General features: G+C 38.9%; 14 protein-coding genes. 3 read left to right on the top strand and 11 right to left on the bottom strand.

Annotated features, from left to right (window positions below; all coding sequences use genetic code 11):
* Positions 1 to 11: 11 nt before the first annotated feature.
* Positions 12 to 806: a hypothetical protein gene (locus ACWIUJ_RS03475; RefSeq protein WP_454168986.1), complete on the top strand. Its 795-nt coding sequence runs from the start codon at positions 12 to 14 to the stop codon at positions 804 to 806.
* A 59-nt stretch (positions 807 to 865) separates the two neighbouring features.
* Here ACWIUJ_RS03475 and selD read toward each other — a convergent pair whose 3' ends face one another.
* The 4 genes from selD to ACWIUJ_RS03455 all read right to left on the bottom strand — a co-directional run bounded on the left by selD (position 866) and on the right by ACWIUJ_RS03455 (position 4,493).
* Positions 866 to 1,882, bottom strand: coding sequence for a selenide, water dikinase SelD (gene selD, locus ACWIUJ_RS03470; protein WP_454168985.1), 1,017 nt, complete (start codon positions 1,880 to 1,882; stop codon positions 866 to 868).
* Between the two features lie 64 nt (positions 1,883 to 1,946).
* On the bottom strand, positions 1,947 to 2,570 hold the full coding sequence (yedF, locus tag ACWIUJ_RS03465) for a sulfurtransferase-like selenium metabolism protein YedF (protein ID WP_454168983.1): 624 nt from the start codon (positions 2,568 to 2,570) through the stop codon (positions 1,947 to 1,949).
* Positions 2,571 to 2,661: 91 nt separating this feature from the next.
* Positions 2,662 to 3,684: a thiamine-phosphate kinase gene (locus ACWIUJ_RS03460; protein ID WP_454168981.1), complete on the bottom strand. Its 1,023-nt coding sequence runs from the start codon at positions 3,682 to 3,684 to the stop codon at positions 2,662 to 2,664.
* A gap of 20 nt (positions 3,685 to 3,704) precedes the next feature.
* Positions 3,705 to 4,493, bottom strand: coding sequence for a hypothetical protein (locus tag ACWIUJ_RS03455; protein ID WP_454168979.1), 789 nt, complete (start codon positions 4,491 to 4,493; stop codon positions 3,705 to 3,707).
* Between the two features lie 177 nt (positions 4,494 to 4,670).
* On the opposite strand from ACWIUJ_RS03455, the gene purE reads away from it, so the two are divergent.
* Together purE and ACWIUJ_RS03445 are read left to right on the top strand one after the other, a co-directional pair.
* The gene (gene purE, locus ACWIUJ_RS03450) at positions 4,671 to 5,177 is read left to right on the top strand and encodes a 5-(carboxyamino)imidazole ribonucleotide mutase (protein WP_454168977.1); all 507 of its coding nucleotides are present in this window, start codon (positions 4,671 to 4,673) and stop codon (positions 5,175 to 5,177) included.
* A 1-nt stretch (position 5,178) separates the two neighbouring features.
* Positions 5,179 to 5,814, top strand: a complete 636-nt coding sequence (locus ACWIUJ_RS03445; protein ID WP_454168975.1) for a DUF3972 domain-containing protein — start codon at positions 5,179 to 5,181, stop codon at positions 5,812 to 5,814.
* A 35-nt stretch (positions 5,815 to 5,849) separates the two neighbouring features.
* On the opposite strand, the gene ACWIUJ_RS03440 is transcribed toward ACWIUJ_RS03445, so the two are convergent.
* The 7 genes from ACWIUJ_RS03440 to ACWIUJ_RS03410 all read right to left on the bottom strand — a co-directional run bounded on the left by ACWIUJ_RS03440 (position 5,850) and on the right by ACWIUJ_RS03410 (position 13,324).
* Entirely contained in the window at positions 5,850 to 8,051 is a 2,202-nt protein-coding gene (locus ACWIUJ_RS03440; RefSeq protein WP_454168973.1) for a hypothetical protein, read from the bottom strand.
* Positions 8,052 to 8,066: 15 nt separating this feature from the next.
* On the bottom strand, positions 8,067 to 8,633 hold the full coding sequence (locus ACWIUJ_RS03435; RefSeq protein ID WP_454168971.1) for a manganese efflux pump MntP: 567 nt from the start codon (positions 8,631 to 8,633) through the stop codon (positions 8,067 to 8,069).
* 74 nt (positions 8,634 to 8,707) lie between these two features.
* Positions 8,708 to 8,962, bottom strand: a complete 255-nt coding sequence (rpsR, locus tag ACWIUJ_RS03430) for a 30S ribosomal protein S18 (protein ID WP_454168969.1) — start codon at positions 8,960 to 8,962, stop codon at positions 8,708 to 8,710.
* A 10-nt stretch (positions 8,963 to 8,972) separates the two neighbouring features.
* Complete coding sequence (locus ACWIUJ_RS03425; RefSeq protein ID WP_454151705.1) at positions 8,973 to 9,455, bottom strand: single-stranded DNA-binding protein; 483 nt, start codon at positions 9,453 to 9,455, stop codon at positions 8,973 to 8,975.
* 9 nt (positions 9,456 to 9,464) lie between these two features.
* Positions 9,465 to 9,905, bottom strand: a complete 441-nt coding sequence (gene rpsF / locus ACWIUJ_RS03420; protein WP_454168968.1) for a 30S ribosomal protein S6 — start codon at positions 9,903 to 9,905, stop codon at positions 9,465 to 9,467.
* A gap of 97 nt (positions 9,906 to 10,002) precedes the next feature.
* On the bottom strand, positions 10,003 to 11,043 hold the full coding sequence (holA, locus tag ACWIUJ_RS03415; protein ID WP_454168966.1) for a DNA polymerase III subunit delta: 1,041 nt from the start codon (positions 11,041 to 11,043) through the stop codon (positions 10,003 to 10,005).
* Positions 11,036 to 13,324: an RNB domain-containing ribonuclease gene (locus ACWIUJ_RS03410; RefSeq protein WP_454168965.1), complete on the bottom strand. Its 2,289-nt coding sequence runs from the start codon at positions 13,322 to 13,324 to the stop codon at positions 11,036 to 11,038. The genes holA and ACWIUJ_RS03410 overlap by 8 nt, the downstream gene beginning before the upstream one ends.
* Between the last annotated feature and the right edge of the window lie 3 nt (positions 13,325 to 13,327).

Genomic DNA, 13,327 nt, shown 5'->3' with positions numbered 1-13,327 from the left:
TGGAATCTTATATGCTAACGCCTGTTTTCCTTTATAGTGGTGATTTTCACTGTGATGAGTTTTTGCGCGATGATGTCCATTGTCCTGCTCTTTTGTCAGGTAAAAATACTCTTTATCGCACACATAATATGTGGCTAAACAACGAAGTGCAAAAAACTATCCTCCCGCTTTGCCAAAGCACAAAATCCGTGCAATCTCACAAACCAAAAAACAATCAATCTCAACCTATTATCATCTTTGTTGGTGGATTTTTAGACAGCATTCATCGAGTCGTTTTTAGGGAGTTTGCGAGTTTTACCCTAGATTCTTGCGCGCAGTTTTCAAGCATTCCATTTGTGGCAAAAATATACACCACATTTTATTGCAAACGACTTTTTGTTTCTCTATTGCCCGAGATTCTTGCTTTAGGCTATACGCCATATATCATCGCACACAGCTGGGGAGCAAGCAATATATGTAAGGCATTAGAGAATCTAAAAGAAAAATTACCACGCAATTCAATTCCAATTTTACTCACACTTGACCCCGTTGGATATTGGCGACCTACGCACGAGATTGAGTGTGTGGAGAAATGGGTCAATATCTATATTGCTGATAAATGGAAATATTGCTTTAAATCCTCAAATATATGCACTTTTATCGGGCACGCGTGGAATGAATGTAAATACGCAAATAAGAACATTTCGATTAAAAACAAGCACTTAAGCGATATAAGTGATAAAAAATTTATAACTCCAAGAAAAAAACCCATAAATCACGCAAGTGTAAGGACAATGCTAAGTGTTTTTAATAAAAATTTATCTTAATTTTACTTTAAGTTGTGAGATTTGGATTGCAAATTTAACCTTAAAAAATAATACATTTTCTATCCCAAAATAATCGAAGATTCTCTAAAGTTAAGCACCTCGCCGATTATATCTGCTCTCTCATATCCTGCCAAGCGCAAGTCATATACTAAAGATTTCGCCTCGCTCGCTGGCAAACTAAACACCAATCCCCCACTTGTCTGCACATCATAGAAGATAATATCATCATCTATGCCACACTGCACGCTTACGCGTTTGGAGAAAGCTGATTTGTTGTTATGTGTGCCACCGGGGATTATCCCATCACTTACAAATCCTGCTACCCCATCAAAGAGCGGAATATCTTGGGTGTAGAGCAAAAGAGTTTTATCCCCACACATCTCAAGTGTATGTCCGATAAGCCCAAAGCCCGTAATATCCGTGCAAGCGTGGATTTGATATTTTTTTGCCTCAAGACTCGCGCGCAAGTTAAGCGTAGTCATTGATTGCACCACTTCGCGTTGATTAAAGGATAATCCACCCTTGATAGCCGTGCTTAAGATTCCCGTGCCAATAGGTTTGCAAAGCACGAGTAAATCGCCCACCTGCACGCTATTATTGCGCCATAGTGCGTTTTTTTGCACCAAACCATTTACACACAATCCATATTTTTGCTCATTATCACTCGTAGTATGTCCGCCAAGCAAGAATGCACCAGATTCTGTGATTTTATCTAATCCCCCGCGCAATATTTCCTTAGCTGCGTTTGTATCGACATTTGTGCTATCCCACATAAAGAGATTCAGTGCGTTAATCGCCCTACCTCCCATTGCAAAAATATCACTTAGAGAGTTAGCCGCTGCGATTTGTCCATATAAATACGGGTCATCAACAATAGGTGTGATAAAATCCACCGTGCTAAGCAAGACCAATCCATTTGGTAATTCTCTGCTTTGTGGCATACCCTGCTGGGAATCTAGCAAGCAATCTAAGGCAAGCGCACCCGCATCATCACTGCTCTCAAAGCCAACTAAAAGTGCGTCATTGCGTGGTTGGGTAAGGCTACTTGTAATTTGTCGTAAGTCCTCCGGACCCATTTTTGCAGCTCACCCAGCGCAGGAGACAAATTGCGTTAATTTATACTCATTCATTTAACCTCGCTTACAATGATATAACGCCCTCGCCTTTTAGCATTTCTTCGATTGCTTCTAATGCGTTGCCTATCATTCCTACCTTTACTCGCTCTGTAAGCGCAAAGTAACTTAGGCAAGAACCACAGGAATATACCTGCACGCCGAGCTTTTCGAGCTCTTTTAGGGCTTCTACGATTTCATCATTTTGCACTTCGCCATTATCGGTGGTGAGAAGCACGCCACGATTGAGAAAGAATATCCTTTGCGGGAGAACTTGTGTGTTTGTAAGGGCTTTTAAAAATGCGTTGATAAGCATTACGCCAAGTTCGCCCTCGCCTATTTTATCACTTCTTACAAGGAGTGTTTTAGGCAGAATCTTGTTGCTTAATTCCTGTGTTTTTTGTGCTTCTGACTTTGCTTTTATGATTATCATAAATTGTTTTTTGTCATTGGAGTGTCCAACTTCAAAAGCATAGCCTTCCTTTTTTAAAAATCGTGAGATATTTTCCTCTGCACTCACGCTATTGCCTATGACCTCATAATGTGCGTGCTTGAGCGTCTCGCTTGTTACTCCATTGAGTGTTTTTTTAACACGCAAAAGTGGCTCAGGACAAGCTAAATTGCGCACATCAATATTGATATTATCACCCATTGTTTATCCTTGTATTAAAACTTCAATGCAAACGCGTATTGTAGCATATTTTGCTTTTTTTTAAAGGATTAAATCATAAGCAAGTGAGAATCTAATGCCATTTTTGTGAGTGGAGGCGACATTTTCCACGCTTTAACTTTCCTAAAAAAAGGATTTTTGTGCGTGTTTTGCGTGTGATTCTCTTTAGTGCGTGTCTATGCTTGGCGTGGATACAAAACAATATCTCATACTCCTCTCCGCTTTGGATACGCCATTTTTGCCCTCCATTTTGAAATCGTTTAAATGTTTGGCTTGGGATAAAGGTTAAATTTGAATGCGATAAAAGTTTAGGAATGTCTTGGAGTAAGCCATCAGAAATATCCATACTTGAGCAAATGTATCTGCCAAAAGATTGCATAAAACAAATGCGCGGCAATGGGAGATAAAATCTATTATGCAGGCTTTTTCTTTGATTTTTTAGCACTTGCGTTGTAAGATTGCTTAGATTTTTTTGCATTGGCTTAAAGCGCAATAAATCACGCAATGTCTTTAAACTCAATCCTATTCCAAAATCTCCCTGTGTGCAAAAAAGCAAAGAACCACTTTGGCTATGGCGCGAAATAGGCTTGTTGGCAAATCCAAAAAGCGTGATATGAAAGGCGAGTTTTTTGCCCAACATTGTATCTCCGCCTATGATACGAATGTGAAAGTTTTTGCACACATCGCTAAATCCATTCACTATTTGAGTAATTTGGGATTTATTCATATCTTTGGCGATTACGAGGCTTATGAGGGCAAATGTTGGCGTAGCATTTTTGGCAATAAAGTCAGAAATATTGACTAAAAATGCCTTATAAGCGAGCATATAAGGACTAAACCATTCTCGCTTGAAATGAATATCCTCACAAAACCCATCAACCGCACTAATAAAATGAGAATCTTTTGCAAGGGGTTGAAAGTCTTTGGTAGAATGATTGCCTAAAGAGACATTCCTACAAGGCAAATATTTGTGTGTGTGATGATGTAATTCTTTTTTACATACAAAGACATCATCATCAAATTTAGCACACACGCCATTTTTTTGTCCGACTTTTTGCAAAGAAGCGATAAAGAATTCTTCAATGCTTTGTGCCATTCACGCGTGCTTTATCTCTTTTATAGGGTGCGTTTTCTCTTGCTAGTCGAAAGAGAAAGTGTGTGAATCTCATCTAAGATTCTCACTTCAATGCGTAAAACCCCGCTTTTTAAGGACTTTGGAGGAATGACGATAAAGCCACCTTTTGCTTCTCCATTCGCCTTAAGTGTATTTTTACGCAAATAGCTTGAGAGGATAATAGACTTTATGCGCCGTTTTTCTTCTAATCGTTGCTCTTGTTCGATTCTATCGCGCGCGCCAAACCACGGGTCATAAAAAACAAATCCGGGGTATCCACGATAGATTAAAGAAGGATAGGTAGCGTAAGGATATGCTTTAGATTGCGATGGCTCTTTAGACACAACAACACCAAACGACTCAATAGCAAGCCCAAAATTCAAACCAGACTGCTTTACCTCTTCAAAATTTAAAATTTTCACAGGATTGGAGTTATAAAACGCGGACACACTAGGCGTATCAAAGATAAATTCCTCGTCATTTTCTTGTGTTTGTGTGTTTGATTTTTCTTGGGTTTTTAGCGTAGCACCAATGTAAATTGTTAAAGGCTCATTTTGGGTTTTGTTGAGTTGCTCTTGGGCGACTTCAAAACGCACAGAAGAATGAGTCTTTGTAGAAGTAACAAGCATAACGCCATTTGTATAAGCTTTTTCTTGTGTGCCATAGCGATTAGATTGAGAATCAAGAGTGTTGATAAAAATTTTCTTTTGCGTGCAACCAAAAAGCGTGAGAGAAACAACACCTATAAGCAAATACTTAAGGCAAGTTTTCAATGGATTGCCAAATGCCATATTTATCTCCTTTGTGTCTTTTTGTGTCAGTGATTGCAAGTCTAGCACAAAATTTACAGAGAATCTAAAACAAAATCTCATTTTATAAGAAAATTTTTTGCGAATACTCAGGTTTTTATAAGTTTTAAGGATTAAAATTTGCTTATCATCATAAAACAATCGTTTTAGAGGAATGCAATGGAATTTGTCAGCATTATTATGGGGAGCAAAAGTGATTATGAAGTAATGAGTGAGTGCGCCAAAACCTTAGAGAAATTTGGTGTGTCTTATGAGCTTATCATATCCTCCGCTCACCGCTCGCCTGAGCGCACAAAGGATTATATAAAAGACGCTCAATCTCGCGGAGCGCAAGTTTTTATCGCGGCAGCTGGTATGGCAGCGCACTTGGCTGGTGCAGTTGCTGCGCAAACTTGCAAGCCTGTGATTGGCGTCCCGCTTACTAGCGCACAAAGTGCTGTAAATGGGCTAGATTCTCTGCTTGCCACAGTGCAAATGCCAAGCGGTATGCCTGTGGCGACTATGGCGATAGGCAAGGCTGGAGCGATAAATGCCGCACATTTAGCAATGCAAATACTAAGCCTACAAGATTCTCGTCTTGCTAAAAAACTTAGCGATGAACGCGCTAACAAGCTAAAAGATTTAGAGCAAAGCTCACAAGAAATCCAAGTATTACTAAGAGGATAAAATGTCAGAAAATCAGATGCCACCAAATGAAATGCCACTAAGCGAAGCGAGTGAGATAAGTGAGAGAAATACAGATGGAGATTCTCCAAATGTGCAAGTCGTTCCACCACAAACACAGCCAACTCCTGTGCCTGCAAATATCCAAGCCTCTACCACTTGGATTAGCGTTGATGAGTTTGCTCAACTTTCAGGATTAAGCAAGGAGAAAATCAACGAACTTATAGAATCTGGCACACTAAACACAAAAAAAGACGCAGAAGCGATACTCATTGATGCGAGTAGCGGGACTTATGCGCTTATCAAGCGCGTGCAAGGTAGCCTCGTAAGTGAGGGTGAGCTCAATCCTATGTTTGTCGAAAAGACTATCGCGACTATCCTAAGCCTACACGATAAGGTGATTGCAAGTAAAGATGAAACTATTAGTGCGTTTAAAAACGAAAACACATTCCTAAAAGATGCTCTTGTATCAATGCAAGAAGTCTATGATGATGATAAAAAGACAATGGAAACCTTGCGCCAAGAGCTCGAACACGCAAGAGAAGAAGTGGAATTTATGAAGCGCAAATACCGCTTAATGTGGGGAAAGGTTTCTACCATTACTGAGGGCAACAAAACCATTGATAGCAACAAAAGCTAACACGCGATTTTCTTGCATTGCATAACTTTATGATTCTAAAATTCCTTTCTTAGCGAAGCGTTTAGTCCTATTGTATTGTTGATACCATAATTTACAAAAAATCCACCCACATCAACAAAGGTATTATTTGCCAGAGTAAAACTTCCACCCAAAGCGATATTAAGTGTATTATAAAGTGGTGGAGCATAAGTCAAACTTTGTGTGCCATAGAGCACTTTGATGTTTTTGTTTTCCTCCATAGTCATAACTTCATAATGAACCTTTCCAAATATATTATAACCATTAAGCAAATAATTCCCCTTGATTCCAATCCCTACCCCAAGTGCATAAAAACTATTTGTTTGCGTTTGCAAGGCATTAGAAGCATTTTCTTTGAGTGCCTCTATGCTATACACATAATGGTGTAATCCTGCATAAGGCGTAAATGCAATGCGCTCACCCATAGAAAATGCCTTAAACAACAAAGAATCTATTTGGATAATACTCATATCTTGGGAAGCATTTGTGCGAGATTGCACCAATGTATTGTGGCGATTTACCTCTCCAAATGAGCTAAAATATGCTCCACCCAAGAGAAAATGCAGAGCTTGCGAGAGTTCGATAGTTTGCGTAGCCCTAAACATAACATTATGACTTGTGTGTGTGATAGACTGCGCGTTGTTTGTGTGCTCTATGTTTGCCTTACCATAACTTACACTAAAAGCTGTGTTGAATATTTTGCTACCCACTTGCGCCCCAATAAGCGTGCCGACATTATTCCCGTGATTTCCAGTGAGAAATTTTGAGCCAATCACACCAACTCTTAGATTCTCCCCTGCTGTGTTAGAATCCATAAAGTCAGCACTTGCATTTTTAAGGCTAAAAAGTGCGCTAAATGGAGCATTGATAATATCATTTATACTTTGATTAGTGCTACTCATATATTGCTTAATTTGCCCGCTACTCCCACTTGAGTAAATGGCATTCCCCATAACAGCCTTATTTGCTTCAAAAATTGCGCGTTCATTGCCAACCAACCCTTGTGTGAAAGTATTTACTTTTGTGGAATCTAAGTTGTAAGTGGCACTTCCACCATTAAGGGTAATATTAGCAAAGTCTGCGTTGGTGTAGGTTATGTTTGCTCCATTTATCGTGCCTGTGATGAATTGATAGGTTTGTCCATCACTTGCACCAGAAAAATCCACAACTACACTCCCACCATTATTGGTGAGATTCCCTGCGAGTTTTCCCATTGTGCCATTTTGTATCCCAAATGTAAGTGTGCTGCCACTATTATTTTGCAATGTCCCAACTTGAAGCGTCCCGCCGTAGATTGAAATGCTAGAATTGCGTGGATTATAAATCCCGCCGCCATTGATAGAATCTCCACCCATTTGCGAAATCAATGTCCCTGTAACGCTCATCGTGCCACCATTTGTGATGATGAGATTCCCACCGCCACCAAAGGCAGGGTCAAAGGCATTAAACAATCCACCGCCCGTAGTATCCACGCTCATATCTTTTGATTCTATTCCGTTGTAAAAATTGCCCGTGATTGTTACGCTTCCGCCATTTAGCGTGAAATTTGACACTGAATTACTTTGAATGCTACCTGAATAGCCGACATTATAGACATTGCCCGTTAGATTCACACTTCCGCCGTTGTTTGTTAGACTATTTTGCAATCGAATTGTATTGGCAGATATTTTAAGATTCGCGCCTTGAGAAAGGTTTGTGCTTCCATTGTGGATAAAAAATTTGGCATTACTAAAATCCGCAGTGGCATTTTGTGTGAGATTTAGCGTAGAGCCACTTCCAAATCGCACTTTGGATTCGCCACCATATTCCGAGCCTTGTGCGTTGATTGTGTTTCCGCTTGAGATGACACTCAATTTCGCTCCATTGCCGATATTGACACTCCCATTTTCAATGCTAAGCGTATGTGCACTTATAAGCGTGGATTCTATCCCACTAGCCACGCTCAATCCACTTGAATAAAAAGTTGTAGTGCTGTCTTTGATTGTGAGTGCATATTGCGAGCCTGCCGTGCCGTTTATGCTTAAATGCGGATTGCGATTTAGCCCTATGGTAGTCATTTGCCAGCCTTGTGGGCTTTTTGTCGAAGTTATAGTATCTTGCCTTTGTCCGCCATTTAGCGTGATGCTTGTCGGCAAAGTAGAATTCGTCCAATCAACGCCATAAGCACCGCTCAATGTAAAACATACAAGTAAGAATTTCGCACCGCGTTTATTACACATAATTTAATCTTTAGTTTAAGAATCAAAAAAGAGATGTTCTATGAGAATCTTTATCCCCAAAAGCACCAAAATTCCTCCGCCTAAAAATTCTGCCTTGCGCCCCAAAAATAATCCAAATTTATTGCCAATTTTGAGTGCAACAATACAAAAAACAGCCGTTACAATACCAATACAAGCTACACTCAATAACAAATTTGTCTCTAATACCGCAAAGCTAACTCCAACCGCAAGTGCATCAATACTTGTGGCAATCGCAAGAGGAAGCATTGTTTGGTATCCAAATTTATCACTATCGCTTGCGCATTCTTGTGGCTGGAAAGATTCTTTTATCATCTTAAAGCCAATACAACTAAGCAAGACAAAAGCAATCCAATGGTCATAATCGGCGATAAAACCTGCAAATATAATGCCAAGAAAAAATCCCAAAGCAGGCATTAAAGCTTGGAATCCACCAAAGTATAACGCAACAACCATACAATGCTTAGGAGTAACGCTACGCACACTAAAGCCCTTACATAAACTCACAGCAAAAGCATCTGCTGCTAAAGCACAAGAAAGCAAAAAAATACTCCAAGTATCCACACTTAATCCTTCCTAAAATATTGTTGTTGAGTTTTACTAAATCAAACAATATTCCGCGAGGTTAAGTAAGTTTGCTAAATTTTAAACGGATTCTCAACAACCTTTTTTCTATCCACAATATATGGAATCAATGCCATATGACGCGCTCGTTTAATCGCTACTTCTACGCGTTCCTGCCATTTTTTTGTGTTGCCTGTAAGTCGGCGAGGCATTATCTTGTATCGCTCTGAGAGCGAATGCTTTAGCATTTCAATATCTTTGTAGTCAATAAATTCTAGCCCTGCCTCTGTGTATCGGCAGTATCGCTTTGAATATTTTCTTTTTTCCATTGTTTCTCCTTTAAAATGGTATATCTTCGTCATTTATGTCAATTTCTGGGATATTTTGATTATATCCCCCCGCGTTACCTTGTGTGTTGCGTGGTTGTGAATTTTGATAACCTTGATTTTGGGAATCTTGGCTGTATCCATCACTTTGAGTATATTCTCCACCACCTTTGCTATCGAGCATTTGCATACTTTCAGCAATAATAGTGTGTTTTGAACGCTTTTGTCCACTTTGGTCGCTCCAGCTTTCAAAATTCAATCGTCCCTCAATAAGCACTTTTGAGCCTTTTCTTAGGTATTGCTTAGCCACTTCTGCGGTGCGCCCAAATAGCTTCACATCGACAAAGCAAGTTTCCTCGCCCTTTGTGCCATCTTGCTTGTTGTATCGTCTATTTGATGCAAGCCCTAAGGTGGCTACTGCGCTTCCACTTGGCAAATAGCGAATGTCCTCAATATCACGCGTGAGATTCCCTATAATGATAACTTTATTATACATTACACAACCTTAAGATTCTGTAGATTCTTGCTTTGCTTCCACAGATTCTTGTTCTTTGGGAGAATCCTCAGGCACACTCACACGCTCTTTTGGCTTCCTCTTTGGTGCTTCCACTTTGCCATTTGCCCTATCTACAAGTGTTTGCCACGCTTTTTGTTCTTTTTTGCTCTCATATTTCACAATGAGGAATCGCAAAATATCCTCGTTGATTCTGTAATTACGCTCTAATTCGGCAATAAGGCTTGGGTTAGATTGAAAATAAATGACAAAATAATATCCGCGCTGATTTTTCTTAATCTCATAGGCAAGATTACGCATACCCATATCTAAGCAGGTTTCAATCACCCCTTCATTTTTGGTGATAATGTCCTTAAAGAAATCAATTTTTGCTTTGATTTCTTCCTCTTGTAGTGTCGGTTTTACGATAAACATCGTTTCGTAGTGCTTCATTGTGTCTCCTTTTGGTTATCGCCCTTTCTTTGAAACTACCTATCTTTCGATATTTGTAGTGATTTTACAAAAAAGAGCAAGGTTTAAAGTGCTAATTCTACCCAATCATTGCTTGAATTTTCATTAAAATCGTTGCAGAATTTTTACTTTTTCCACTTTTTGCCTCCAAATCCCACGAATTAAGCAAATCAAAAATTTCAACATAATCGCGCTCTTTTAATTTCATACAATACCGACTTTGTCGCTCAATAATAGCCTTAGGAGGATTAAAGCCTAAAATTTCTCCCGCATCTGGCGCACCTTTGGTCTTAATGTAGGCAAAAAATAAGAAAAGTTGATAAAAAAATCTCTGCACATCTCTAGCTAGTGCGACTTCATTCACGCCTTCTTCATAAAGTGTTTGGAGAATCTTCACAATAGGCTTTTTTTCCATAATGGCACAATTCAATTCTTCTGTGTTAAAGCTTGCCACCCCTTCACATAAAAATCGCACCGATTGAGTATCGATAATTTTTGTTGGTTGAGTCTGTGATTTTGAATCTGCGCTTGGAGATTTTACGCCTATGCCAAATTTTTCAATCTCTTTGCAAGCAATGGCAAGATTGTTGTTTTGTAATTCTAAAATATAGCGCAAGTCTTGGCTATGAATCTCGATGCCAATCTCCTTGCATCGTGCCCTTAAAAATTCTAATCCTTCTTGTATGCTAGGCTCAAAAAACCGCACTTCAGCGACTTGCATATTTGGATTTTTAAAACTTTGAGCAAAGGCACGACAATCTTGCATATATTGCGCATCTGTTTTTGAGCTAGCGATGTAAAATTCAATGATAAGTCCGTTATTTGGGTGTTTAACAAGCGCGTTTAAAAACTTTTCACAAGTTTTTTTATCAAACTTTTTATCAAGTTTTAACACAATGAAAGTGTCTCCACCAAAAAGAGAATCTTGAGTAAGCATTGAGAGAATGCTATCTGGATCGCATTCATCGTAATAAAAAGTAGTTATTTCTTGACCTTGTGCCAAAAGCGTGGAAATTTTCTTGCCATAATGGTGTATCAAAAACTCACTTGCACCATAAAGTAAATATGCACGCGGTGGATTTGGTTTAAGCAAAAGAGAATCAAGCTCTTTTTTATACATTGTTTCCTCTTTTTATCTTAGTTTTGGCACGCTTGCTGGTGCGAATTGATTTTGCATTATATCGTTTTTGAGTTATTTTTTGTGGGTGTGTTTGCCTTTCTTGTTTTGGCAATCCCTCACTCTCACAGGCAATGACTTCACCAAAAATTTCACGCGTTAAAATATTTGCCCCTATAATGCGTAAATACACAATACTTAGTTTCCCAAAACTTGCAGATTCTACTATAATCCTCGCCTCAGGAATACAATCTAGTGCCACACACACCATAGGAGAGCTATCATCGATAACCACTGCCCTGCAAGTGAGTTTTGGTGCATTTTTGGCGCAAAAACGCGCAAATTTCAAATCTAAAAAATCAAACCACAAACGCATATATTCACGCTCTTTTATGTTGAGCTCACGCGCTATTGCTTCGAGGTTTTGGCTCAAAAATCCCACTTCATTGCTTTTATGTAAATGTGCCTTTAAGATTCTATGCACACAAAGGTCGCTATATCGGCGAATAGGCGAAGTAAAATGTGTATAACACGCAAACCCAAGTCCAAAGTGAGAATCTGCGATATGACTATAAATAGCTTTGCATTGGGCTTTAATTATAATCCAATCTATAATTTGCTCTAATCCTAGCATTTTTGCTTGGTTTTGAATCTGTGTAATTTGTGCGTGCAAAGAATGTAATGATTGTTTTTTGTCTTTTTTAAAAAGATGAGAATCATTGCCCTGTTTGCGTGCATTATCAAAATTTTTTGCATACACGAATAATTCTGCAATTTTTTGAGGCTTTGGGGCTTCGTGGATTCTATACATTGCACTTTTTTTAGAGATTGTAGTAAGTAAATTTGCAGAAGCGACATTTGCTAGGAGCATTGATTCTTCAATAATGCTATGAGAAAGCGCGAGGGCTTGCTTTTGTGAATCTAAGAGTGCCTTTGGAGCGAATGAAGCAACCTCTCCATTGCCTTTAAGCCTAATGTGTGCTTGCAATCCCTCAAATTCATAGCCATTTTTTAGTCTTTTTGTGCGAAGTTTTTTTACTTGTGTCATATAGCTTTTGAGCCATAATAGCTCTTTGTTGAATTTATGAGATTCTATAAAGTTTGCCACTTGTTCATAAGTAAAATGCTCCCTTACTTTTATAATTCCCTCCTTAAGAGAGCAATCAAGCATTTGCCCATTGTTAATGTGGATTTCCCACACTAATGCCAAACGCTTTAATCCAGCCTGCAATGAGCAAAGTCCGCTTGAAAGAGCAAAAGGGAGCATTGGGATAACACAATCTGGGAAATACACACTAAAGCACCGCTGTTGTGCATCTTTATCAAGTGGAGTGTTATGCGCTACATATTCCCCCACATCGGCGATAGCGACATAGAGTTTTTTTGTCTTTGTATCATAATAAATCGCATCATCGTGGTCTTTTGCATCTTTGGGGTCAATGACGCAAAATGGAATATGCGTATAATCCTCTCTATGCGGATAAAGCTCTGAATCAATAACGAACTTCCCTCCTCTTTTAAAGGATTTTTCAATATTTTGTGTGTATTCAACGCATTTGTGGCTAAATTCTTGTTCCACAGCATATTCTTTTAACACAATATCTTTATCAATCACCTCATTATCAAACACTCCTAGCACCTCAATAATCTCGCAAGTTTGCATATTTACTTGAAGCACGGCTTGCTTTGGTAATGTTCGCAGAGATTTTTGCGTTGCCTTAAGGGAGAGAATCTTCCTCTCACGCAAGGCAAACCCCACAATCGTATTTTTATGCTCTATGGCGATACATACGCTTAGTGGCACTTTTGGCACAAGTGTGGCGATAAACTCCGCTACAAGTTTATTTATCATCACTCCAGCACGCTTACCTTGCTTGATATAGCGGATTTTAGCGATGAGTATATCACCTTTATTGGCATTTGGCGGGAAATCTTTTAACATAAAGTCTTTTTGTAATGTTTTAGAATCTAGTGAGATTCCAATATTTGTAGGCGTATAAAATGGCGATAAAAATGTCTTTTTTGGGGAATCTTTACTTTGAGTTTTTGAAGTATTTTTAGAATGTTTTGTAACAATATCAAGTCTTCCTACAAGCAAATGTGGCTTTAAACGCAAGGTATTATTTTCGCACTCAAGCGCGTCTATGGCGAGCAGATTCTCTATTATAGTGTGCGGGGGTGTAGATTTTTTTATGCTTTTTGCATTTATGCCCTTTGTGTAGAGCTCATAAAATAAGAGGTGGTATGGAAAATCTTTGTTATTGTGTATTTGAGGCGACTTCATTAG

This window comes from Helicobacter sp. 23-1046, assembly GCF_053654635.1.
This window is presented reverse-complemented; position numbering and strand designations above follow the sequence as displayed.